The sequence below is a fragment of the Bacillus sp. SG-1 genome (assembly GCF_000181495.1).
Taxonomy (GTDB): Bacteria; Bacillota; Bacilli; order Bacillales; family Bacillaceae_B; genus Rossellomorea.
Window position 1 is genome coordinate 1 of the sequence record NZ_ABCF01000042.1, and the last position, 23,604, is coordinate 23,604.

The following is a 23,604-nucleotide window of genomic DNA, read 5'->3' on the forward strand; positions in this document are numbered from 1 at the left end:
GGGATTTCTCTGATCGCCGATTATTTTATCATTTGCCATGGTAATTCAGATAAACAAGTACAGGCAATTGCCCGTGAACTCAAAGAAAAAGCAGAAGAAAACGGCCAAGATGTAAAGCGGATGGAAGGATTTGACGAAGCGCGCTGGGTCCTTGTTGATATGGGAGACGTGGTTGCTCACGTATTCCACCGTGAAGAAAGAGGCTATTATAAACTGGAAAGGCTTTGGGGAGATGCTCCTCTAGTTGAGGTCAGCAGCGAGATCGAGCAATGAGCTACCAGCAGTTTGCCTATATTTATGATTATTTGATGAAGGATGTCCCTTATGATTCCTGGGTAGAATTCGTCCAGGCTCAAGCTGAACATTATTCAGTGGAAGGCAAGGGACTTCTTGATATAGGATGTGGGACGGGTGAACTGTCACTAAGGCTTTTGAAACAAGGCTATTCAGTAACGGGCATTGATTTGTCTGAAGACATGCTCTTCATAGCAAGGGAAAAAGCTGAAAGTGAAGGGCTGGACCTGCCATTATTTCAACAGGACATGAGTGAACTTGAAGGATTGGGTCAATTCGATATCATTACTGTTTTTTGTGATTCATTAAACTACTTGGATAGTGAAGAAAAGGTCTTCAATACCTTTAAGAAAGTAAAGGAACATCTTGATGATCAAGGAATCTTTTTGTTTGATGTACACTCTATTTTTAAAGTGTCACAAATCTTTCTGAATGAAACCTTCACCTATAACGATGATGAGGTCTCCTACATCTGGGATTGCTTTCCTGGAGAGGAACCGAACAGTGTTGACCATGAGTTGACTTTTTTTGTCAGGGATGATGAAACAGGGCAATATGATCGTATTGAAGAAGTTCATCATCAGCGGACCTTCCCTGTTCTGACATTGGAAAATTGGTTGAACGAAGCTGGTTTTGAAGTGCTGTCAGTTACAGCGGATTTTACTGAGGTCTCCCCGGGGGATCAAAGTGAGAGAATCTTTTTTACTTGCAAAAAGAAATAAAAGTAAGTTCATGAAAGCCGCTATTTTAAGCGGCTTTCAGACATAGGCAACCTCACTCTACCCTTATGGTTGGAGTGGGGTTTGTTAATTTCTTGAGTGAAAATCATTGAATATCAAACTGGACATGGTCCTCGCCATGTCCAGTTTGCCATTTCTTAAGAATCCCCCACAGATTTTTTCATAGGGTTGATAGGAGCGGAAGGCTTACGACCTCCTGCGGGGTTAGCGGTACGTCTAGTTCCAGCGTCCGAGGTTACGTACCCACTGGCACGTAACCCAGCCCCTCGGGGTCATCCTCAGCGAATAAAAGGAAAATCACCTTTTTTTCGCTGAGGAACATTTGCCTGTCGGGGCTAACAGGGCGCTTCCACTTTTTAAACAAGCGCTGCCGAGGAGGCCAATCCAGTTCCAGCGGCCGAGGGTCCGTACCCACTGGAACGGACTTAGCGACTAGCAGATTTCGGTCTCTCTCCTTGCGAATCCAGCTGCAAGGCCCCAACGGCTAGCGGACTTCCCTGCCCCCTCCTTGCGATAAGTCAACAAGTTCATTTCCTCTACTCGATTAAAGAGGTATTTAGAAAAAATCGGCTTCTGGATGTTTTCTGTAAGAAGCTTTTCTGGTTAATGGTGCATTCTTGGTCAATGGGAAATGAACATCAACTCACTGCGTTCGTTGTGTTTCCTTTATCTCATGCGGAGACAGTCCAGTCCGTACGCCGCTGAACGGGGCCTTTCCACTTTATATAGATAAGTCATCAAGATCATTTCCTCACAGAGTCCATAGAGCGACGTTGAAAAAAATCGGCTTCTGGATTTTTTTCTGTCTTAAGCTTTGTTACGTGCAAAGCGCACTTTTGGAAATGGGAAATGATCATCGAATCGCTAACGCTCTTCGTGATTCCTTTATCTCATGCGAGAGCCCTACAATCTGTACGTCGCTGAGCGGCCGCTTCCGCTTTTTAGATCACCGCCCGCCCCGTGGAGTCGTTCGCCTGTAGCGGAAATCAACTGTACATTCCAACCACCCAAATCTTTAGCAAAACAGTTTTATAAATTAATTTACAAAAAAGCTTGTAGACGTGGCCTATATCTTGGACTTTGTCAACAAGCTGAAAGCCGCTATTTTAAGCGGTATATTTTTCATCTCAAGTATTTTTGTTCCATAATGTCTAAGAAATCAACGATTTTTCTCATATCTTTCGCCGCATGTCCTTTGGTATAGAGCTAGTCATCCACCAAATACACAAGCACTCGCATGCACATTACTTTTAACTCAACAAGTTGCCACTTATCAAATATGTCCATTTACACTGCCTCCTTTTTTGGTTATATCGTTATCACGGTAAAATAAAAAAGCTTGAGCACCATTTTACTCAAGCTTTTCTGTGCAGTTTATATTATCTAGAATGCTGATTTATCTATTCATAGTTCGGGCTTTAGGATTTTTCTGCAAAATTTCTCTTCTTTTTTATTTTGAAAAAGGAAATAATGAATTTTCGTAGAATATAGTAAACAGTTACAAGCCAAACTGCTTTTTTGTCTCCTCAAGGTCTTCTTCAAACTTTTTATGAGTTGCCCTGAACAGTTCATGAAAAAGTTCACCTAAATTTGCTTCCATTGCAGAAATTCCTTCACCTGTTATTCCGCCTTTTACACAAACCTTCTCCTGAAGTGCTGCCAGAGTATATATTTCTTTCTTCAAGAGTTCTCCCAGACCGATCAACATTTCTGAAGCCAGAATGGTTGCAGTACTTTCATCGATCTCTGTCTCACTGACCGCGCCCTGTATGAATTTTCTCGTTAAATAAGTGAAAAAGGCAGGCCCGCAGCTGACAATATCAGAGGAAACCCTTGTGATGTTCTCGTTAATGATTACAGGAGTGGAAATAGTGCTCAAAAGCTTCCAAATAGCGTCCTGCCATTCTTTGGTACACCTCGAACCATATGAGAATAAGGATACCCCGCTTAACGCCCGGTTGGTAATGCTCGGTATGACTCTCATGCAGGAACAATCTACAAGAGACTCGATCTGCTCAACGCTGATGGGGCTGGTAATCGAAACAATGCACTTATCCTGGGTGAAACAGCTCTGGCTGCTTTTCAAAAGGTCATATATATCCAAAGGCTTCACACAAATGAAAATCACATCAGAATCTTTGATGAGATTTGCCGGCTCATTATATATCGTAATATCCTGAAATTTTTTCTTGAACTTTTCAGCTTTCGCCCTTGTGCGATTTGCAACATTGAGGTCAGAAGGAGAAATTGCTCCTGACTCAAGGAATGCTTCCATTAAGATGCCGCCCATATTACCTGTTCCCACTATTCCTACCTTCATATACTGCCCTCCTTCTCACACATCATTTTTATCAAAGGATACTCCAACGTCAACTTCTGCTTTTGGAGTAAGGCTTTTCAAACCCTATGTTTCCTCAACTTTTACTCTGATGCACTTTATTGAGTATTAAGAGTATTCGTAGTAAAGGAGATATAAAAGCCGTATCCAGCACTCAACTTTCTCTTATCATTCCTATGTTTTGTTAAATGCGAATATACCAATAAAAGGAGGTAAACCATGTTGCAACCCGTACTGGATAAATATAAATACCTTCTTATTGCTGTCATTATATTACTTGTAGCGGGGTGTGCTTTTTATTATCATCTCAATCAGGCCGGAGAGGATGACTCTGTTGAGGACATTTTTCCCCAGGCTGTTCCCCCTTTAGAAGAAGAGCCAGAAGAAAGTGTAGAGAGAGACATTTTTGTGGATGTTAAAGGAGCGGTACGAAAGCCTGGAATTTATAAGGCAGTCCAGAGTGAAAGGGTGAATGATCTTATCATCAGGGCTGGCGGCTTTACTGAGGAGGCGCATGAAGAGAGTGTGAACCTTGCTCAAAAGGTTTTGGATGAAATGGTCATATATGTACCTACAGAAGATGAAGGAGGTGAAGTCCCTTCTACTGAATTCTTAACCGGGCAAGGACACAGTGAGCTCCTGAACATTAACCAGGCTTCTGAGCAGGACTTTGACGGCCTGCCGGGAATCGGGCCGGCAAAAGCAAAGGCTATTATCGAGTACAGAAAAGAAAATGGACCGTTTAAAGCGGTTGAAGAGTTGAAGGATGTTACGGGGATAGGTGAGGCGACTTTTGAGAGGCTGAAAGAAAATATTACGGTGAATTGACTGTTGAATCCTTTTGCCGATTTTACCGTTTTCCGATAAACTTATTTAAAGAAGGTTATGAATAAATTTAAAGGAGTTTTATTATGTCCCGAATTTCTTGGAATCACTACTTTATGGCCCAGTCCCATCTGCTTGCTTTAAGAAGTACTTGTACACGGTTGACAGTAGGGGCTACCATTGTCCGCGATAAACGAATCATTGCAGGAGGATATAACGGATCAATAGCCGGAGGAGTCCACTGTATTGATGAAGGTTGTTATGTGATTGATAACCATTGTGTACGAACCATTCATGCGGAGATGAATGCAATTATCCAGTGTGCCAAATTTGGTGTGCCGACGGCAGGAGCCGAAATTTATGTAACCCATTTTCCGTGCCTGCAATGCTGCAAGGGGCTGATTCAGGCAGGTATCAAGAAAGTGTATTATGCTGAAAACTATAAAAACCACCCATATGCCATTCAGTTATTCCAACAGGCAGGAGTACATATTGAACAGGTCCTTTTTGAGGAAGAAGAGTCAAAAGAGCAAGAGAAAAAATTGAGCCGGAACATGCTGAGAAGGCTTGAGGAATTGGGTTTAGCCGAAGAAGAGCTGGATGATTTTAAAAAACAGCATGAAACGATTTTCAATGGTGAATGACAGTTGAAGAGTGGCCAACTCATTTACTTAGCATTCGCTGTCCTCACCGGCACTGCACTTGCACTTCACATCCAATGGGGTGCATTTTTTCTGGCCGTTTTCCTTTCTATCCTGGCGTTCCGCAGGCTCTCCGCCACCATTCTCCTCATTGTTACCCTCATGATTCCAGTATCCTTTTTCCTCTCTTATTATCACATTCATAACGCTGAAACGATCCTTTCTCCATACCAGACGAACTTTTCCATCAAATTCAAAGAAAGGCCTGAAATTGATGGTGACAGGTTAATGGGAGAAGCTGAAACACCCATGGGCGAAACCATCATACTCCGCTATATAATATCCGATGAATTTGAGAAAGAAAAATTGCTGAACAGGAAATATACTGGCTGGTCATGTTCTGTATCGGGAGAACTGACTGAACCAGGTCAAGCCAGAAATATCAATGGTTTTGATTACGGAGATTTCCTTCGTGGTGAAAAAATATACTGGGTTTTACAAGTGAACAGCCTTGAGGAGAAGCATTGCTTCTACAAACAGAAATCTGTGGCGGAGAAACTTGGGGCATGGCGGGAAGAGGGAATCCAATCCATTCAAGAACACTTTCCCGAACAAACGGCGGGGATCTCTGCTGCGCTTGTATTTGGCCACAGGAAGCTTATAGGAGACGATACTCTCGAATCATATCAAAGACTCGGAGTTATACATCTCCTGGCCATTTCAGGCTTGCATGTAGGAATGTTGTTTGCTGTACTGTACTACTTTCTGTTGCGTGCCGGAATTGCCAGGGAACATGCCCGGGTGATTATGCTGGTAATTTTGCCTGTATATGTTCTATTGACGGGGGCTGCACCGCCGGTCATAAGGGCGGCAGGAATTATGGGAGCGGTCATTTTGTCTGGTTCTTTCCGTATGAAATTATCAGCCGTAGATGCGGTCTCACTTGTTTTCCTGTTATATTTGCTTCTTGACCCTTTCGCCTTGAGGAATGTCGGCTTTCAATTGTCTTTTCTCGTCAGTTTTTCCCTCGTTCTATCTTCTCGTCATATATTGGGGGCCGATAACCAAAAATGGAAGCTCATTTTTATGGTGACTGCTGTATGTCAAATATGTTCCATACCGGTTCTTCTCTGGCATTTCTATGAATTCTCTCTAATAGGGTTTGTTGTCAACGCCATTTATGTCCCTTATTTCACTATGGTGCTTCTTCCCCTTGCTTTACTATCGTTCTTTTCCTTGTTGATTTTTTCCCCGGCAACTCATTTTCTATTCCCTTTCCTGAAGTGGTCCGTCATATTTGTAGATGATGTGTCAGGCTGGTTGAACAGCCTCCCATATATAACGTTTACAGCAGGAAAACCTGCGCTGCCCATGGCGTTTTTGTATTGTGTGACGATTGGATTCTGTTTTATAAAAATGGAACATGCCAAGTGGCTTAAGGCGATGTTGCCTTTAGTTCTTTTGTTGATTTTGCACAAAATTTCAGGTTACTTTAATCCTTATGGTGAGGTCATTGTGGCTGATGTTGGTCAGGGAGATTGCATCATCATTGACCTTCCTTTCAATGAAGGAGTGTATATGATCGATACAGGCGGGGTGATAACTTTTCCTCGAGAGGATTGGAAACAGAGGAGCACAGATTTCTCGATCAGCAGTGATGTGCTAATGCCATTATTAAAAAGTAAAGGGATAGAGAAAATCGATAAGTTGATCTTGACACACAGCGATTTTGATCATACAGGTGCATCCCTTGAATTAATTGAAGAAATTCGAATTGATGAGATTCTCATCACACCGGGATCCTCGGAAAATGAAGTCATTGCAGCACTTTATGAAAAAGCAAGGAAACTTAAGGTGGATATAAGGGAAACTGGCGCAGGGGAGCAGTGGAAGACGAACAGTGGAGATTTCATGTTTTTGTATCCTTTTGACAAAGAGTATGAAGGAAACAATGATTCACTGGTTCTGTACGGGGATTTTGGCGGCAAGCGATGGCTTTTCACCGGTGATTTGGAAGAGGGCGGGGAGAATGAATTGATAAAAAGGTGGATGGTAGAAGCCGATGTGTTAAAGGTAGGCCACCATGGAAGTGCAACGTCAACGAGCGACTTGTTTTTATCCAAAGTAAATCCCCGAACGGCCCTTATTTCAGCGGGGAAGAATAATCGCTATGGGCACCCGGATCCCGAAATTATTAACAGACTTTCGCAAAAAGGCATAAGGATATATAATACCGCTGAAACGGGAGCTATCCATTATGAATTTTTGGGCAGCAGAGGAACGTTTAGAACTGCTATCCCATAAGATATATTACGAATAACAGAACGAAAAAAAGAGTTCGCTGTTTGCGAACTCCATGCTAACTAACTCATTAAGCCCCTATGTACTTAATGACAACAGCCATGATAAACATTATGGCAAAGAAACCGAAAGATACGATGAAACCAACGCCAGAATCCACTGCATCATTTCTTTTCGATTGGACATTTTTTTCGAAATCGTTCATTAGCACCCCTCCTATTTCTATTTTAGTATAGATGATTCCATAAAAAAAATCTATACTTGGACTTTACATTTTCCTTTACTGACAAGAGTTGTCACATATATGTTCACATTCTCTGGTGACAATAATATTAACAGGGAGATACCGCCGGTCAAAAAGGGTCCTAGGTCTTTTTCATCGGCGTTAAATATAGATTTAGGGGGTGTCCTCCACCTTGGGCGTCCCCTTTCCACTTGTCAAAACCGCCAAGCTTTTTTACGATAGTGTTATCTGAAGAAAATGGAGAGTGCGATCTTGGTTATAGATATTTGGAAGAAAATCGAAAACAAGCAATTTGCAAGCATATACTTATTATACGGAAAAGAATCCTTTTTAATAAATGAAACGCAACACAAAATTGTCGGACAAGCCATATCGGAGGAAGAAATGGATTTCAATTTTTCTACATACGATTTGGAAGAAACACCTGTTGAAACGGCAATAGAGGATGCTGAGACCTTTCCTTTTATGGGAGAAAGGCGTGTTGTTGTTTTACATAATCCCGTATTTTTGACTGCAGAAAAAACCAGGGAAAAGGTGGAACATAATATTAAGAAATTTGAGCAGTACCTGGCTTCACCTTCTCCTTACACTATTCTTGTTATTTCTGCCCCCTATGAAAAGCTCGATGAACGGAAAAAAATCACAAAGACTTTAAAGAAGCAGGCAGAAGTGGTTGAAGCAAAAAAGTTGAATGAAAAGGAATTGAGAACCTGGGTGAGAGAAAGAACCGCGGCCAACAATGTCCAAATTGATGAAAGTGCAATCGATCTGCTGCTGGCTCTCGCAGGGACGAATTTGATGATGCTGACAAAGGAAATTGATAAATTGTCCCTGTATGTGAGTGATACGAGCAGAATAGATGAATCGGTGGTAGAATCCCTAACGGCCCGTTCCCTTGAACAAAATATATTTGCACTTGTTGAAAAAGTTGTCCAGCGTAGAACAGAAGATGCTCTTAGAATTTATTATGACCTTTTGAAGCAAAATGAAGAACCGATCAAGATACTGGCTGTTCTATCAGGTCAATTCAGACTGATCTATCAAGTAAAAGAATTAGCCAGAAGAGGGTATGGCCAGCAGAAAATTGCGAGCTTTCTCCGGGTGCATCCATTCAGGGTAAAATTGGCAGCGGGACAAGCCAAACACTTTACAGACGAGCAGCTGTCAACCATTATTGAATTGCTCTCACAGGGGGATTATGAGATGAAAACGGGCAGGCAGAAAAAGGAAATGATCATTGAATTATTTCTGTTCAAACTTCATGAGCAATCGTTGAGCAATGCGAGGTAAAAATAGTTTTTGGAATCGGAGGTACCAAAGGGAGCGGAAGAGGATGTTAATTCTTTAAAAGGCTGTTTTCTAAAAGTTTGTTGGTTTTTCAACTACTTTTCCTTGACTTTTTTTACGAATGGTTGATTGGAACGTAAGGTTTGCGATTTCCTGCGGGACTAGGGGGACGTCTAGTTGCAGCGTCAAGCCCCCCCTGGGTCAAATAACCCGAAGAGATAAAAGAAGAGCGCCTTTTTTCTCTTCGGGTTATTTGCCTGTCAGGGCTAATCATGGCGGTTCCACTTGACCAAGGCCCACGGAGTCGCACACCTGAAGAGCAGATCAACTGGGTGCGAATGGGGTTGTCGATTTGGATTATGAAAGAATCGATGGTGCCAAAAGGTGCGAATGGGGTTGTCGATTAGGAATATGAAAAAATCGATGGTGCCAAAAGGTACGAACGGGGTTGTCGATTAGGATAATGAAAAAATCGATGGTGTCAAAGGGTGCGAATGGGGTTGTCGATTAGGATAATGAAAAAATCGATGGTGCCAAAAGGTGCGAATGGGGTTGTCGATTAGGATTATGAAAAAATCGATGGTGTCAAAGGGTGCGAATAGAGTTGTCGATTAGGATTATGAAAAAATCGATGGTACTAAAAAGTGCGAATAGGGTTGTCGATTATGAATATGAAAAAATCGATGGTGCCAAATGGCGTGAATGGGGTTGTCGATTAGGATAATGAAAAAATCGATGGTGTCAAAGGGTGCGAATGGGGTTGTCGATTAGGATTATGAAAAAATCGATGGTGCCAAAAGGTGCGAATGGGGTTGTCGATTAGGATTATGAAAAAATCGATGGTGTCAAAGGGTGCGAATAGAGTTGTCGATTCAAGTTTTGAAAAAATCGATGGTGCCAAATGGCAAAATAGGGTTGTCGATTCAAGTTTTGAGAAAATCGGAGGTGCCAAAGAGCTCAGCGGTGTCAAAGCGAGAACCTGAAGGTTATCTTTATTATGCGCTTTCTGCCCAAGATGGTTCTAGTACCGTGTAAAACCTAAATAAAAAACGATCTCTCGGTTGGAGAAATCGTTTTTTAAAAGAAACAATTAGTTAACTTTTTTCATTAAGCGTGATTTTGAACGATCAGCAGCGTTTCTGTGGATAAGACCCTTTTGAGCTGCTTTATCTAAATGCTTAACTGCTTCAGAAACTAATGCTTTAGCGTTGTCATCGTTGTTTTGTGCAGCAGCTTCAGCTTTCTTTACTGCAGTACGCATAGCTGATTTTACAGTTACGTTTTGTGCATTTCTTGCTTCGCTCGTTTTTACGCGTTTGATAGCAGATTTGATATTTGGCATTCCTGTCACCTCCTACAAAGCGATCGAGAATTATATTTAACTCGATTTTTACAATTCCTAAAATTAATCAGAACAAATGATATTTTATCAAATCAGGTCTTATATTGCAATACTCTTCAATTGAAAAAGCATTTTTGAAAAATGTATTTCTGAACTTTGATAGTCTATTTGCTGATTCCCGCTGCTTTTTGTATAGGCATACACTCGATTAAAAAATATTACAGGCATGGATTCCGTGTGTGATTGACATATCCCAGTGGTAATTTTTCCATCTTGCTAGGAAAACTGTTATTAAAGAACATTAGTGATAATAAAGGTATGCGGAGAGATAGAGTGAATGAAAGTTTTCTTAAAGGCAAAGATAACGGTATTAAAGTAAATCTAAGGGGGCTGTCAAAATGGAAGAAAATCATACAGTCGATCTAAGCAACTATTCTATAAGGACCGATCTTGCCGTGGAAGCAAGAGAGATGGTACTCGCTGAAAAAAGCAAAGATGCCGAAAAAGCAGAACAGGTATCAGAGTTAAAGGGAGTCATCGTCAATGAAAGAGAAGTAGAAGGCATCGCCATCTCACATGTGAAAATAACCGAAGAGGGCGAAGAGCTGCTAGGGAAGAAAGCTGGAAACTATTTAACCATAGAAGCCCACGGCATCAGGCAAAGCCAGGCAGATCTTCAACAGAAAGTAGAAGAGGTATTTGCACAAGAATTCAGTGCTTTCTTAGCTCAGAAAGGGATCAGCCCAAATGCCAGCTGTCTCATAGTGGGACTGGGGAACTGGAATGTTACACCGGATGCACTCGGACCGTTGGTGTGTGAAAATCTGATTGTTACCCGTCATTTGTTTGAGCTGCAGCCTGAATCGGTTGAAGAAGGGTACCGTCCAGTTTCAGCGCTTGCGCCTGGCGTGATGGGAATTACAGGAATCGAAACAAGCGATATCATCTATGGTGTTGTGGAAAAATCAAAGCCTGATTTCATCATTGCGGTCGATGCACTTGCATCCCGCTCTATTGAGAGAGTCAATTCTACCATTCAGATTTCAGATACAGGCATCCATCCCGGATCAGGAGTAGGCAATAAGCGAAAAGGATTAGATGAAGAAACAATGGGTGTTCCGGTCATAGCAATAGGAATCCCTACCGTCGTAGATGCCGTGACGATTGCAAGCGACACAGTCGACTTCCTTCTAAAACATTTTGGTAAAGAGATAAGAGAAGGAGACAAACCTTCCCGGTCACTTGCGCCAGCCGGTATGACATTCGGTGAAAGAAGAAAACTGACGGAAGAAGACTTGCCTGAAGAACATCACCGCAAGACATTCCTTGGAATTGTCGGTACTTTAGAGGACCAGGAAAAAAGGAAACTGATCCACGAAGTGCTCGCACCGATCGGTCACAATTTAATGGTTACACCTAAAGAGGTCGACGTTTTCATAGACGATATGGCAAATCTTATCTCAAACGGGTTAAATGCCGCTCTTCACAGTGCAGTCGATCAACATGATGCAGGGTTCAAGACCCATTAATCCCAAAAAGTGCAAGCCCTGAGCGGCTTGTGCTTTTTTATGGGAGAGAATTGAGGAGTTGCGGCCAAAGGTGGGCAGACACTTAGAAGAATGATCCACTTTTTAAGGAGTAGAGGCAAGAAACGGAAAATAACCTGAAGAATGATCCAATATTTAAGCTGGGAGAGAGAAAAACGGTCAAATACCCTAAGGAACAGACCAGTTTGTGATGAGACGGAGAAAAAATGGATAAATAACCAATATAACAACCAATCTTTTAGTATCGGAAGCGAAAAACGGTCAAATCCCCCATGAGACCAATCAGCTTTTGAAACAGCCACCTTACAACAGGACTATTAAAAAATCCCCCCTCTTTCAACAAGCTAGCGGAACACCCCGCAAACAAATCCCCCTCCTATTTTCTGTTCTACTTTTTCTATCTCTATCATATTTTGTACTAGAGTCGAGAAGGAAGGGTGGAAAAATGAAGTCGTATAAGTCATCCAATTATGTTGTATCTGTGAACCTATCCACAATCGTCAAAGGGATCCTTGTATTTGTATTTGGCCTTCTTTCGATTTTTTCTTTGTCTGGCATACTAACTTCGCTAAAACCTGAATACCGTATTACGTCAAGCTCGGTCAACCATGCGGCAGAGCACGTGTCGGGAGCGTTGTTATATAACGTTTTTTCAATGGAAAACAGGGCATTTAAGGGAGCCAGTCCAGTGGACGTAGAGCTTCCGTCGGTATCCAATCTCCTCTTAAGGATGGCGACTAATGTAAGTTTTGAGGATCCCCGCAGCTTTTTGGGGAGAGAACTTCCTGGATTTTCAATCTTTGACGGGGAGATTTTGGTTGCCGGGGAAGGAACGGACTTTACCAATATGCCTTTTGAATCTGTACCGCCGGCAGAAGCATTAAACCCTGAAAATGAAGCACGGCTTCAGAATACAGACAAAATCGAAAACCCATCTTCGGGAGTGGCTCCGAACACCAACGGTCTCACAACCGGTGATAAAAAAACCGTTTATCTCTATTTCACACACACAAGGGAATCGTATCTTCCGTATCTAAAAGATGAAAATAATCCTGATCGAGCCCATCATTCACAAATAAATGTCACAAAAGTTGGGGATAAATTAAAAGAAGAGCTGGAAAACAGAGGCATTGGTACGATGATTGATAAAACCGATTTTATAGACAGTTTAAGCAAAAAAGGTCTCGACTATTGGTATGCCTATCAGGAATCCCGTCCGGCCGCTCAAGCTGCCATGGCTGATAATAAAGATTTAATCTATCTCATCGATATTCACAGGGACTCATTGAGAAAAGATGTCACCACAGCGACGATCAAAGGCCAGCCCTATGCAAAATTGGCATTTGTAGTCGGAGCTGAGCATCCTAATTACGAGAAAAATTTAAAACTCGCAACAGAGCTCCATAATCAGCTGGAGGAGAATTACAAAGGAATTTCAAGGGGAGTGTTCGTCAAAAAAGGAAGCGGCACTAATGGAAAATTCAATCAGGATTTAACCGCGAATTCCCTATTAGTAGAATTTGGCGGAGTGGATAACACATTTGAGGAATTAAACCGGTCGTCAGCAGCGTTAGCAGACGTGTTTGCGGAGTATTATTGGCAGGCCGATAAAGTCGGGCATGTCATCTCAACACCTGCATCGAGCCAATAAAGGTAAATGGTTATAATCAATTAAGCAGAGGATGAACAAGATGAAACGTTTCATGTTGAAAAGCATACTGCTGGTTTCAGTTTTATTTGTCGGCGTTCTCATCGGGATGCAAAAAGCTAACGATGGAATCATGGATATGAAGGGTTATGATGATGATGGGTTTGGGACTCCCCTGAAAATATCTGAAGATGAAACGGGAAATATTGAAGCATCTCTTCTGGGACAAGATATGGGAAGTGCCACCATCTCCGAGAAGAAAAAAAAGCTGGAGGAAATGAAAAGCTTTAATTTCTTTTCGGAAATAGGCAAATCCGTCGCTGGCATTATAAAAGGAGTGGCAGAAAAAACAGTGGAATTTGTTTCTTCCTTGATCTGATAAAAGGATTTTTTCTTAAACTTTGTTGCTATTTAATATAAATCACAAAAATATAGCCATATTCCAAGGAAATATCATGGTAAGCAAGAGAGAAAAGAGCTACTCTCCCTGTTAAAGGAGAAAACAGTGCAGGATTTCCCCTGGTTACAAAAGAAAAGAGCGCTTTCGGGCGTTCTTTTCTTTTGTAACGCTCTTTTTGTGAGGATTTCCCATTGATACTTCCATCTACACAGGCGGTGAGGCAGAAGTTTCAACACCATGGCATTTACCCTTAATGCTAGAACAGGCCGTCACGCCTGCCGCTCAGCCCTCTCATAGAAGTTTTGAAATACCCACGAAAAATTTTGCCAAAAGCATATACTATAATACACTGAGAGAGAATCCAATATATTCAGCATTCGCCCTGCACTATTGTTATGATTGAATATTGCTATAGGTACTGATATAATTCAAAATAGTGTACATGCGTCGATTAACAGGAGTTGAAAGTAATGAACCGTGAGGAAAAATTAAAACGACAACAGAGAATACGTAACTTTTCTATCATTGCTCACATAGATCATGGAAAATCTACTTTGGCAGATAGAATACTTGAAAAAACGAAAGCATTGACTGCCAGAGAAATGAAAGAGCAGCTGCTTGATTCAATGGATCTTGAGAGAGAACGTGGAATAACGATCAAGCTTAACTCTGTTCAACTAAAATATCAGGCAAAAGATGGGGAAGAATATATCTTCCATTTGATTGATACACCGGGCCACGTCGATTTCACGTATGAAGTTTCCCGAAGCCTGGCAGCATGTGAAGGCGCAGTTCTTGTCGTCGATGCAGCCCAGGGGATTGAAGCACAGACACTTGCCAATGTTTATTTGGCACTGGATAACAATCTGGAAATACTGCCGGTTATCAATAAAATTGACCTTCCGGCCGCAGACCCTGAACGTGTAAGGCAAGAAGTGGAAGATGTCATCGGATTGGATGCATCGGAAGCGGTACTGGCTTCTGCAAAAGCTGGAATCGGAATTGAGGATATCCTTGAACAGATTGTGGAAAAGGTTCCTGCACCAGAAGGAGATCCAGATAAACCACTGCAAGCTTTAATTTTCGATTCCTTATACGACTCGTATCGCGGGGTCGTAGCATACATCCGTGTAGTCGAAGGTACAGTGAAGGTCGGCGACAAAATTAAGATGATGGCGACAGGCAAGGAATTTGAAGTCAATGATGTTGGAGTATTTACGCCAAAAGCGACTTCAACTAAAGAATTGACTGTTGGAGACGTAGGCTACTTAACGGCTGCAATCAAGAATGTCGGTGATACGCGAGTAGGTGACACCATTACGGGTGCGAAAAATCCTGCCGTTAAGCCGCTCCCAGGGTACAGAAGGCTTAATCCGATGGTTTATTGTGGTTTATATCCGATTGATTCGGCAAAATACAATGACCTGCGTGAAGCACTCGAAAGACTGGAATTGAATGATTCAGCACTTCAGTATGAGCCGGAAACATCGCAGGCACTTGGGTTCGGTTTCAGATGCGGATTCCTTGGTTTGCTTCATATGGAGATCATCCAGGAACGTATAGAACGTGAATTCAAAATTGACCTGATTACGACTGCTCCAAGTGTTATCTATAATGTTCACTTGACAGATGGTGAGGAATTGAAGGTCGATAACCCTTCTATGATGCCTGACCCGCAAAAAGTGGACAGAGTAGAAGAACCTTATGTAAAGGCCACAATGATGGTGCCTAACGATTATGTTGGTGCAGTAATGGAGCTTTGCCAGGGCAAACGCGGAAACTTCATCGATATGCAATACATGGATGAAACCCGTGTGAACATCGTCTATGAAATTCCTCTTGCTGAAATTGTCTATGATTTCTTCGATCAGTTGAAATCCAGCACTAAAGGGTATGCCTCATTTGATTATGAACTCATTGGCTATAAGGAATCCAAGCTTGTGAAAATGGATATCCTTTTAAATGGCGAACAGGTTGATGCTTTAAGCTTTATCGTTCATAGGGACTTTGCTTATGATAGAGGAAAGATCATCGTCGATAAGTTAAAGGAGCTCATCCCGAGACAGCAGTTTGAGGTTCCAATCCAGGCTGCGATCGGCCAGAAAATCGTGGCTCGTTCCACGATAAAAGCCATCCGGAAAAACGTACTTGCCAAATGTTACGGTGGAGATATTTCCCGAAAACGTAAACTTCTTGAAAAACAAAAAGAAGGTAAGAAGCGAATGAAACAGGTCGGTTCTGTGGAAGTTCCGCAGGAGGCATTCATGGCAGTATTGAAAATGGATGACGACGGTGGTTCTAAGTAAGGTTTCACACATTAACATTAAATTCTTATCTCGATTTTTAATAAGTGAAGTGAAGGGGGGATTTGCTTGTATCAAGAGCAGGCCCCCCTTTCTCTATCGGGATTCATCAAAAGGTAGTGAGATAATGATACGATCAGCATATATTCACATTCCGTTTTGTCATCATATATGCCATTATTGTGATTTTAATAAAGTGTTTATGAAAGGCCAGCCCGTTGATGAATATTTGAATTTCTTGAAAAAAGAAATGCAGATGCAGCTCGACAAGTATCCTTCAGATAAATTATCAACGATTTTCGTAGGGGGAGGAACGCCGACGGCTTTGGATGCCTCCCAGCTTGAAGTTCTTTGTCAAAGCATTAATGAGAATCTCCCCTATTCACCGGAAGAGGTGGAGTTTACATTTGAAGCGAATCCTGGGGATTTAACGAGTGACAAGCTTGAAGTCCTTCATCAACATGGCGTGAACCGGTTAAGCTTTGGTGTGCAATCATTCAACGATGAGCTGCTGAAAAGAATTGGCCGTAACCACAGAAGCAAAGATGTCTACACTTCCATTGAAGCAGCGAAGAAGGCTGGTTTCGAAAATATAAGCATCGATCTGATCTATGCTCTTCCGGGTCAGACAGTGGCTGATTTTAAAGATACTCTGAAAACGGCTCTTGAATTCGACCTTCCTCATTACTCCAGTTATTCTCTCATCATTGAACCTAAAACGGTGTTTTATAATCTGATGAGAAAAGGAAAGCTGTCACTGCCGCCTCAGGAAGCGGAAGCTGAAATGTACAGCGTGCTGATGGAGGAAATGGAAACTGCTGGCATCAATCAATATGAAATCAGCAACTTTGCTAAAAAAGGTTATGAAAGCAGACACAATCTGGTTTATTGGAATAATGATGAGTATTACGGCTTTGGAGCAGGTGCCCACGGATATGCAAAAGGCAACCGGTATGCCAACTTCGGGCCGCTGAAAAAATACATGGAGCCGCTCGCTGAAGGACATCTGCCAGTCATCGAGAGCCATGAACAGACTAAGTCTGAAAAGATGGAAGAAGAAATGTTCCTTGGGCTGCGTAAGACAGAAGGAGTTTCAGTGGCCCGCTTTACAGAAAAGTTTGGGGAAAGTCCATTTAGTGTCTTTAAAGAAGCCATTGAAGAAATGACACAAAAGGAATTATTAATAGTCGAAGATTCCTATATCCGCTTGACGCAAAAAGGAAGGTTCCTTGGCAACGAGGTATTCCAGGCCTTTTTGGGAGTCATATAGGATTTGGAGTAATACAGTTTATTTAATCAGTTTGTTTTTGGCATGGAATGGTTACTTTATTCAAAAGAGTTGATTGCGGAAGGGATCGACCTCCTGTGGGATTAACGGTACGTCCAGTTCCCTTGCGAGGTTACGTACCCACTGGAACGTAACCCCGCAGGGAATCCCGGGGAGGACCACCGCATGCTCACGGAGTCGAGCACCTGTAGCGGAAATCAACAACCCAGTCCAGAAAAAATGCTTGGAAAATTTTACACGAAAAAATACCCGTGAAACGAATTGTTCTAATTGACATCTCGAATATGATTTGATAATTTATTATTAGATTTAGCACTCGTTAAACGAGAGTGCTAACAGAGGTGATGAAAGTTGTTAACAGATCGACAGTTGCTTATTCTACAAGTAATCATTGATGATTTCATCCGGTCTGCACAACCCGTAGGCTCTAGAAGCTTATCTAAAAAAGAAGAAATATCTTTCAGTTCCGCAACGATCAGGAACGAAATGGCGGACTTGGAGGAGTTTGGCTTTATTGAAAAGCCCCATACTTCTTCAGGGCGAATTCCTTCCGAAAAAGGCTACAGGTATTATGTGGATCATCTGCTTTCCCCTGTTCAGCTGGAAAAGAAGGATGTCAAAACGATACGGTCCATTTTTGCCGAGCGGATTTATGAAATGGAAAAGGTCGTGGAAAGGTCAGCAAAGATCCTTTCTGAACTTACCAATTATACAGCGATCGTTCTTGGTCCAGAGGTGAAAGAAAACAAACTTAAGAAAATACAGATCATCCCTATCAGCCAGGAAACAGCTGTAGCCATAATCGTAACGGACACAGGGCATGTGCAGAATCGTATGTTTACGATTCCGAAAGCCATTAACTCCGGTGACTTGGAGAAGCTTGTCAATATCTTGAATGAACGGTTGGCGGGTGTCCCGGTGACTGAATTGAATGACAAGATATTCAAAGAGGTCGCACAGCTTCTTAAGCAGCACATAGAAAATTATGATTTAATGCTGCACTCACTCGTGAACACTATGGACTTGCCTGTGAATGAAAAACTGTTCTTCGGTGGAAAGACAAATATGCTTAATCAACCGGAATTCCATGATATCCAAAAGGTCCGGCTGTTATTGAATATGATTGATCAGGAGGATGGCATCTACGAGATGATCAAACATCTTCCCAATGGTCTCAACGTTAAAATCGGCAAGGAAAATAATGTAACGGCAATGGAAAACTGCAGCCTGATAACGGCCTCGTATTCTGTTGCTGATGAAAAGGTAGGTTCCATTGCGATATTGGGGCCGACACGGATGGAGTATTCCCGGGTCATAAGCTTACTCAATTTTTTAAGTGATGATATGTCCAAAGCATTGACGAAGCTGTATCAAAGCTGAGGCGTGTGGATATATTGAATAAAGGATATCGGACCGGCAGGGCGCATTTGCTGTGATGAATGCGTCCATACAAAATAACCGCCTTGCCGTGTTCTGTGAGGGAAATACCCTCTACTTTTAAGGAGGTGAAAGGAATGGCAAAAGAAACGAACAACAAAGTTGATCAGGAAGAATTACATGATCAGCAGGGAGAACAAACCTCTGAAGGTAATGAAGAAATTTTCGCTGAAAGCCTGGAAGATCAAAAAGGTGAAGAAAGCGGACAATCTCCGGAGGAAACACAAATTCTAAAACTGCAGTCGGAGTTGGATGAATCCGAAAGCCGTTACTTACGATTGCGTGCTGATTTCGATAATTTCCGCCGCCGCGCGAACTTGGACCGTGAGGCGAGTGAAAAATATAAAGCTCAAAGCCTGGTTACAGAATTGCTTCCGGCAATTGATAACTTTGAGCGTGCGCTTAACATTGAACCTGATAATGAGCAGACAAAATCCTTGCTCCAAGGAATGGAAATGGTTTATCGTAGCTTAGTGGAAGCGTTGAAAAAAGAAGGAGTGGAACCGATTGAGACGGTCGGCCATGAATTCGATCCGCATCTGCACCAAGCTGTAATGCAAGGGGAAGATGAAAACTTCGGTTCAAACATCGTAACTGAAGAGTTCCAAAAAGGATATAAACTGAAGGATCGTGTAATTCGTCCTTCAATGGTGAAAGTAAATCAATAATATTACATACAGATTACAAGGAGGTTTTTCTCATGAGCAAAATTATCGGTATTGACTTGGGGACTACAAACTCATGTGTGGCAGTCCTTGAAGGCGGAGAACCAAAAGTTATTCCAAATCCGGAAGGTAACCGTACAACACCTTCAGTTGTAGCGTTTAAAAATGGTGAACTTCAAGTAGGGGAAGTGGCAAAACGCCAGGCAATCACAAACCCTAATACAGTAATCTCCATCAAACGTCACATGGGAACAGATTACAAAGAAAAAATTGAGGACAAAGAATATACACCACAAGAGATTTCTGCAATGATTCTTCAACACTTGAAATCTTATGCGGAAGATTATCTTGGCGAGAAAGTTGAAAAAGCGGTCATCACTGTACCGGCTTATTTCAATGATGCAGAACGTCAAGCTACGAAAGATGCTGGTAAAATTGCAGGTCTTGAAGTAGAGCGTATCATCAACGAGCCGACAGCTGCGGCACTTTCTTATGGTCTTGATAAAATGGAAGAAGATCAAACAATCCTTGTTTACGACCTTGGCGGCGGTACTTTTGACGTATCCATCCTTGAACTTGGCGATGGAGTATTCGAAGTACGTTCAACTGCAGGGGATAACAGACTTGGCGGAGATGACTTTGACCAAGTGATCATCGACTATCTTGTAGAACAATTCAAGAAAGAAAATGGCATTGATCTGTCCAAAGATAAAATGGCGCTTCAACGTCTGAAAGATGCAGCTGAAAAGGCGAAGAAAGATCTTTCAGGTGTAAGTTCTACACAAATCTCACTTCCATTCATCACTGCTGGTGAAAACGGACCGTTGCACTTGGAAGTGAACATGACTCGCGCTAAATTCGATGAGCTTTCTGCAAACCTTGTTGAACGTACTATGGGACCTACTCGTCAAGCAGTAAAAGATGCTGGTCTTTCTGTAAGCGAAATCGACAAAGTAATCCTTGTCGGTGGATCAACACGTATTCCTGCTGTACAGGAAGCGATTAAAAAAGAATTAGGAAAAGACCCACATAAAGGCGTTAACCCTGATGAAGTAGTAGCAATGGGTGCTGCAATCCAAGGTGGAGTATTGACTGGAGATGTAAAAGACGTAGTTCTTCTTGACGTAACTCCATTATCTCTTGGTATTGAAACAATGGGCGGCGTATCTACGAAACTGATCGAGCGTAATACGACTATCCCTACTTCAAAATCACAAGTATTCTCAACAGCAGCTGATAACCAGACTGCCGTTGATATCCATGTCCTTCAAGGTGAAAGACCGATGGCAGCGGACAACAAGACTCTTGGGCGTTTCCAATTGTCCGATATTCCACCTGCACCACGTGGAGTTCCGCAAATTGAAGTTAAATTCGATATCGATAAGAATGGTATCGTAAATGTATCTGCTAAAGACCTTGGTACAGGCAAAGAACAAAATATCACAATCAAGTCTTCTACTGGTCTTTCTGATGAAGAAATCGAACGCATGGTTAAAGAAGCAGAAGAAAATTCTGAAGCTGACAAAAAGCGTAAAGAAGAAGTTGAACTGCGCAACGAAGCTGATCAGCTGATCTTCACGACCGAAAAGACAATTAAAGACCTTGGTGATAAGGTAGAAGAAGCTGAAGTGAAAAAAGCTGAAGAAGCTAAAGATGAACTGAAAGCTGCTATCGAAAAGGATGACTTGGAGGAAATCCGTACGAAAAAAGATGCTCTTCAAGAAATCGTTCAAGGTCTTTCAATGAAGCTTTACGAGCAAGCTGCACAAGCACAACAGCAGGCTCAGGGAGCTGAAGGCCAAGCAGGCGGAGATGACGATGTTGTCGATGCTGAATATGAAGAAGTAAAAGACGACAAGTAATCCAATTTCATAGAAACGGCCAATGGGAAAGTCAAAGTCAGGTCTATCTTGACTTTGGCTTTTTCTTTGGAAAGGCTATTTTTGAAAGCTGACGTGCTTTTATATAGTTCAAGAACGCATTAAAAGACGGCAAGAAGGAAGGTAAACTAAGTCGGTGGAATGAGAATGAGTCAGCGATCCCAACTCCTATGAGAGAGTTAATGATGTCTTAAAGCAAGATGTGTGCAGACGACTGTATTGTTTTACGTGGGGTTATATGTCACAAGATGAACAAGTTCATTAACCTCCTACGGGAGTAGCGGGACGTCTAGCTGCAGTGCCCGAGGTTACGTACCCGTTGGAACGTAACCCAGCCCCTCGGGGTCAAATAACCCTCATAGAATAAAAGGAAAGTTCGCCTTTTTTTCTATGAGGAACATTTGCCTGTCGGGGCTAATCGGGGCACTTCCGCTTTGGATGACAGGTGAGACCAAGGTTACGTACCCACCGGAACGTAACCCCGCAAGCGTAGCTGAGGAGGCCAATCCAACTTCAGCAGCCAGCGACTAGCAGATTTCGATCTCTCTCCTTGCGATAAGTCAACATCGACTCACTTTATTCGTCATGTTTCCATTATCTCATGCGAGAGCCCTTCAATCTGTACGTCGCTGAACGGCTGCTTCCGCTTTTTGTTCACCGCCCGCCCCGCGGAGTCACGTACCTGAAACGGAAATCAAAGATTCTTCTATACAGAAGGTGCTTTATTAACTTCAAACAGTATCTTCTATTTCTCAATTTTTATTGTGAGAGAGCCCCTTTTAATGTTAAAATAACCTTTATGCATAAGGAATCGGGAGTGTTGTATTGATGAGTAAACGGGACTATTATGAAGTTCTAGGCGTTGAACAAGGCGCCTCAAAAGATGAAATTAAAAAAGCATACCGCAAACTCTCAAAAAAATATCATCCTGATATTAATAAAGAAGCGGATGCAAATGAAAAATTCAAAGAAATCAGTGAAGCTTATGAAGTATTGAGCGATGACCAGAAACGTGCGCAATACGATCGTTTCGGACATACTGATCCTAATCAGGGATTTGGCGGCGGAGGAGACTTCGGCGGCGGTTTTGGCGGGTTTGAAGATATTTTCAATACCTTCTTCGGCGGTGGCGGAGGCCGCAGGCGGGACCCGAACGCACCCAGGGCAGGAGCAGATTTACAGTATACGATGAGTGTCACATTTGAAGAAGCCGTTTTTGGGAAAGAAACGGATATTGAAATTCCAAAAGAGGAAGAATGTGATACATGTGATGGTTCCGGTGCAAAGCCTGGGACAAAACCGGAAACATGTAAACACTGTCAGGGAAGCGGCCAGCTGAATGTAGAACAAAATACTCCATTTGGCCGTATTGTCAACCGCAGGGTTTGTCATCATTGTCATGGAACCGGCAAGTTTATCAAGGAAAAATGTAATACATGTGGTGGAAATGGGAAAGTTCAAAAACGCCGTAAAATCCATGTGAAGATCCCAGCGGGTATTGATGAAGGCCAGCAGCTCAGGGTTACTGGGCAAGGAGAGCCGGGAGTTAATGGAGGACCTCCAGGAGACTTATATGTAGTTTTCCATGTGAGACCGCATGAATTCTTTGAACGTGATGGCGACGATATTTATTGTGAAATGCCAATTACATTTGTTCAGTCAGCATTAGGTGATGAAATAGAAGTGCCGACAATGCACGGCAAAGTGAAACTGAAAGTTCCAGCTGGTACACAAACAGGAACTAAGTTCAGACTTCGCGGCAAAGGTGTACCGAATGTCAGAGGATACGGTACGGGTGATCAGCATATTCATGTGAAGGTAGTGACACCGACCAAGCTTACAGAGAGGCAGAAAGAACTGCTTCGTGAATTTGGTGATATTACCGGACAGGTAACGGATGAACAGCACGAAAGCTTTTTTGGGAAAGTAAAACGCGCCTTTAAGGGTGAATAAAAAGGGACGGAGTTGGTAGAATCGATGAAATGGTCAGAAATCAGCATACACACAACGAATGAAGCAATTGAGCCAATTTCAAATATTCTTCATGAAGCAGGAGCAAGCGGAGTCGTGATTGAAGATCCATTTGAATTGGAGAAAGAGCGAGAAGACATATTCGGAGAGATCTACCAACTCAATCCTGATGATTTTCCTGAAGAAGGAGTCATTGTGAAGGCGTATCTGCCGGTCAACAGTTTCCTTGGCGAAACGGTCGATGAAATCAAACAGTCCATCCAGAACCTTGTGAAATATAATATCGACATTGGAAGAAACAATGTTGAAATTTCAGAAGTAAATGAAGAAGAGTGGGCAACCGCATGGAAGAAATATTATAACCCTGTAAAGATCTCAGAGAAGTTCACGATTGTTCCTACATGGGAACAATATGAACCAGTGAACAGCGATGAGTTGATCATTGAATTGGAT

General features: G+C 42.3%; 21 protein-coding genes. 18 read left to right on the top strand and 3 right to left on the bottom strand.

Annotation, left to right across the window (positions count from 1 at the left end):
- Together rsfS and BSG1_RS13980 are read left to right on the top strand one after the other, a co-directional pair.
- The coding region (gene rsfS / locus BSG1_RS13975) for a ribosome silencing factor (protein ID WP_006837734.1) at positions 1–273 on the top strand (273 nt) is incomplete at its 5' end.
- Positions 270–1,016 carry a class I SAM-dependent DNA methyltransferase gene (locus tag BSG1_RS13980; protein WP_006837735.1) on the top strand — a complete coding sequence of 249 codons (747 nt, stop codon included), beginning with the start codon at positions 270–272 and terminating at the stop codon, positions 1,014–1,016. The genes rsfS and BSG1_RS13980, both read left to right, overlap by 4 nt.
- 1,516 nt (positions 1,017–2,532) lie before the next feature.
- Here the strand turns inward: BSG1_RS13980 and comER are convergent.
- Positions 2,533–3,354, bottom strand: coding sequence for a late competence protein ComER (gene comER, locus BSG1_RS13990; protein ID WP_006837737.1), 822 nt, complete (start codon positions 3,352–3,354; stop codon positions 2,533–2,535).
- Positions 3,355–3,591: 237 nt separating this feature from the next.
- Between comER and BSG1_RS13995 the strand changes: the two genes are divergently transcribed.
- The 3 genes from BSG1_RS13995 (at position 3,592) to BSG1_RS14005 (ending at position 7,142) form a co-directional block, all read left to right on the top strand.
- Positions 3,592–4,200: a helix-hairpin-helix domain-containing protein gene (locus tag BSG1_RS13995; protein WP_006837738.1), complete on the top strand. Its 609-nt coding sequence runs from the start codon at positions 3,592–3,594 to the stop codon at positions 4,198–4,200.
- Positions 4,201–4,283: 83 nt separating this feature from the next.
- A complete protein-coding gene (locus BSG1_RS14000; RefSeq protein ID WP_044022925.1) occupies positions 4,284–4,841 on the top strand; it encodes a ComE operon protein 2 in 558 nt (185 codons plus the stop codon).
- 3 nt (positions 4,842–4,844) lie between these two features.
- Entirely contained in the window at positions 4,845–7,142 is a 2,298-nt protein-coding gene (locus tag BSG1_RS14005) for a DNA internalization-related competence protein ComEC/Rec2 (RefSeq protein ID WP_006837740.1), read from the top strand.
- 67 nt (positions 7,143–7,209) lie between these two features.
- On the opposite strand, the gene BSG1_RS20435 is transcribed toward BSG1_RS14005, so the two are convergent.
- Positions 7,210–7,344, bottom strand: a complete 135-nt coding sequence (locus BSG1_RS20435; RefSeq protein ID WP_006837741.1) for a YqzM family protein — start codon at positions 7,342–7,344, stop codon at positions 7,210–7,212.
- 291 nt (positions 7,345–7,635) lie between these two features.
- On the opposite strand from BSG1_RS20435, the gene holA reads away from it, so the two are divergent.
- From holA to BSG1_RS20920, 3 genes are all read left to right on the top strand, one after another.
- Positions 7,636–8,673: a DNA polymerase III subunit delta gene (gene holA, locus BSG1_RS14015; protein WP_044022926.1), complete on the top strand. Its 1,038-nt coding sequence runs from the start codon at positions 7,636–7,638 to the stop codon at positions 8,671–8,673.
- Positions 8,674–8,942: 269 nt separating this feature from the next.
- The gene (locus BSG1_RS21580) at positions 8,943–9,077 is read left to right on the top strand and encodes a hypothetical protein (RefSeq protein WP_006837743.1); all 135 of its coding nucleotides are present in this window, start codon (positions 8,943–8,945) and stop codon (positions 9,075–9,077) included.
- 405 nt (positions 9,078–9,482) lie between these two features.
- Positions 9,483–9,653: a hypothetical protein gene (locus tag BSG1_RS20920; protein ID WP_156791493.1), complete on the top strand. Its 171-nt coding sequence runs from the start codon at positions 9,483–9,485 to the stop codon at positions 9,651–9,653.
- A 107-nt stretch (positions 9,654–9,760) separates the two neighbouring features.
- Here BSG1_RS20920 and rpsT read toward each other — a convergent pair whose 3' ends face one another.
- Entirely contained in the window at positions 9,761–10,012 is a 252-nt protein-coding gene (rpsT, locus tag BSG1_RS14020; RefSeq protein WP_006837745.1) for a 30S ribosomal protein S20, read from the bottom strand.
- Positions 10,013–10,410: 398 nt separating this feature from the next.
- Between rpsT and gpr the strand changes: the two genes are divergently transcribed.
- The 10 genes from gpr to BSG1_RS14075 all read left to right on the top strand — a co-directional run.
- A complete protein-coding gene (gpr, locus tag BSG1_RS14025) occupies positions 10,411–11,541 on the top strand; it encodes a GPR endopeptidase (protein WP_006837746.1) in 1,131 nt (376 codons plus the stop codon).
- Between the two features lie 463 nt (positions 11,542–12,004).
- On the top strand, positions 12,005–13,210 hold the full coding sequence (gene spoIIP / locus BSG1_RS14035) for a stage II sporulation protein P (protein WP_006837747.1): 1,206 nt from the start codon (positions 12,005–12,007) through the stop codon (positions 13,208–13,210).
- A 40-nt stretch (positions 13,211–13,250) separates the two neighbouring features.
- Positions 13,251–13,586: a DUF3679 domain-containing protein gene (locus tag BSG1_RS14040; RefSeq protein ID WP_044022928.1), complete on the top strand. Its 336-nt coding sequence runs from the start codon at positions 13,251–13,253 to the stop codon at positions 13,584–13,586.
- 491 nt (positions 13,587–14,077) lie between these two features.
- Positions 14,078–15,913: a translation elongation factor 4 gene (lepA, locus tag BSG1_RS14045; protein WP_006837749.1), complete on the top strand. Its 1,836-nt coding sequence runs from the start codon at positions 14,078–14,080 to the stop codon at positions 15,911–15,913.
- 124 nt (positions 15,914–16,037) lie between these two features.
- Entirely contained in the window at positions 16,038–17,180 is a 1,143-nt protein-coding gene (hemW, locus tag BSG1_RS14050; protein WP_044022929.1) for a radical SAM family heme chaperone HemW, read from the top strand.
- A 369-nt stretch (positions 17,181–17,549) separates the two neighbouring features.
- A complete protein-coding gene (gene hrcA, locus BSG1_RS14055) occupies positions 17,550–18,578 on the top strand; it encodes a heat-inducible transcriptional repressor HrcA (RefSeq protein ID WP_006837751.1) in 1,029 nt (342 codons plus the stop codon).
- A gap of 134 nt (positions 18,579–18,712) precedes the next feature.
- A complete protein-coding gene (gene grpE, locus BSG1_RS14060; RefSeq protein ID WP_044022930.1) occupies positions 18,713–19,303 on the top strand; it encodes a nucleotide exchange factor GrpE in 591 nt (196 codons plus the stop codon).
- Positions 19,304–19,335: 32 nt separating this feature from the next.
- Positions 19,336–21,162, top strand: coding sequence for a molecular chaperone DnaK (gene dnaK / locus BSG1_RS14065; protein WP_006837753.1), 1,827 nt, complete (start codon positions 19,336–19,338; stop codon positions 21,160–21,162).
- A gap of 846 nt (positions 21,163–22,008) precedes the next feature.
- Complete coding sequence (gene dnaJ, locus BSG1_RS14070) at positions 22,009–23,133, top strand: molecular chaperone DnaJ (RefSeq protein WP_006837754.1); 1,125 nt, start codon at positions 22,009–22,011, stop codon at positions 23,131–23,133.
- 24 nt (positions 23,134–23,157) lie between these two features.
- A partial coding sequence (locus tag BSG1_RS14075) for a 50S ribosomal protein L11 methyltransferase (RefSeq protein WP_006837755.1) occupies positions 23,158–23,604 on the top strand: 447 nt, incomplete at its 3' end.

Bases quoted from the DNA above. Each gene is read 5' to 3' on its own strand.
- BSG1_RS13980 (WP_006837735.1), top strand. From the start codon at position 270: ATGAGCTACCAGCAGTTTGCCTATATTTATGATTATTTGATGAAGGAT.
- comER (WP_006837737.1), bottom strand. From the start codon at position 3,354: ATGAAGGTAGGAATAGTGGGAACAGGTAATATGGGCGGCATCTTAATG.
- BSG1_RS13995 (WP_006837738.1), top strand. From the start codon at position 3,592: ATGTTGCAACCCGTACTGGATAAATATAAATACCTTCTTATTGCTGTC.
- BSG1_RS14000 (WP_044022925.1), top strand. From the start codon at position 4,284: ATGTCCCGAATTTCTTGGAATCACTACTTTATGGCCCAGTCCCATCTG.
- BSG1_RS20435 (WP_006837741.1), bottom strand. From the start codon at position 7,344: ATGAACGATTTCGAAAAAAATGTCCAATCGAAAAGAAATGATGCAGTG.
- BSG1_RS21580 (WP_006837743.1), top strand. From the start codon at position 8,943: ATGGCGGTTCCACTTGACCAAGGCCCACGGAGTCGCACACCTGAAGAG.
- rpsT (WP_006837745.1), bottom strand. From the start codon at position 10,012: ATGCCAAATATCAAATCTGCTATCAAACGCGTAAAAACGAGCGAAGCA.
- gpr (WP_006837746.1), top strand. From the start codon at position 10,411: ATGGAAGAAAATCATACAGTCGATCTAAGCAACTATTCTATAAGGACC.
- spoIIP (WP_006837747.1), top strand. From the start codon at position 12,005: ATGAAGTCGTATAAGTCATCCAATTATGTTGTATCTGTGAACCTATCC.
- BSG1_RS14040 (WP_044022928.1), top strand. From the start codon at position 13,251: ATGAAACGTTTCATGTTGAAAAGCATACTGCTGGTTTCAGTTTTATTT.
- lepA (WP_006837749.1), top strand. From the start codon at position 14,078: ATGAACCGTGAGGAAAAATTAAAACGACAACAGAGAATACGTAACTTT.
- hemW (WP_044022929.1), top strand. From the start codon at position 16,038: ATGATACGATCAGCATATATTCACATTCCGTTTTGTCATCATATATGC.
- grpE (WP_044022930.1), top strand. From the start codon at position 18,713: ATGGCAAAAGAAACGAACAACAAAGTTGATCAGGAAGAATTACATGAT.
- dnaK (WP_006837753.1), top strand. From the start codon at position 19,336: ATGAGCAAAATTATCGGTATTGACTTGGGGACTACAAACTCATGTGTG.
- dnaJ (WP_006837754.1), top strand. From the start codon at position 22,009: ATGAGTAAACGGGACTATTATGAAGTTCTAGGCGTTGAACAAGGCGCC.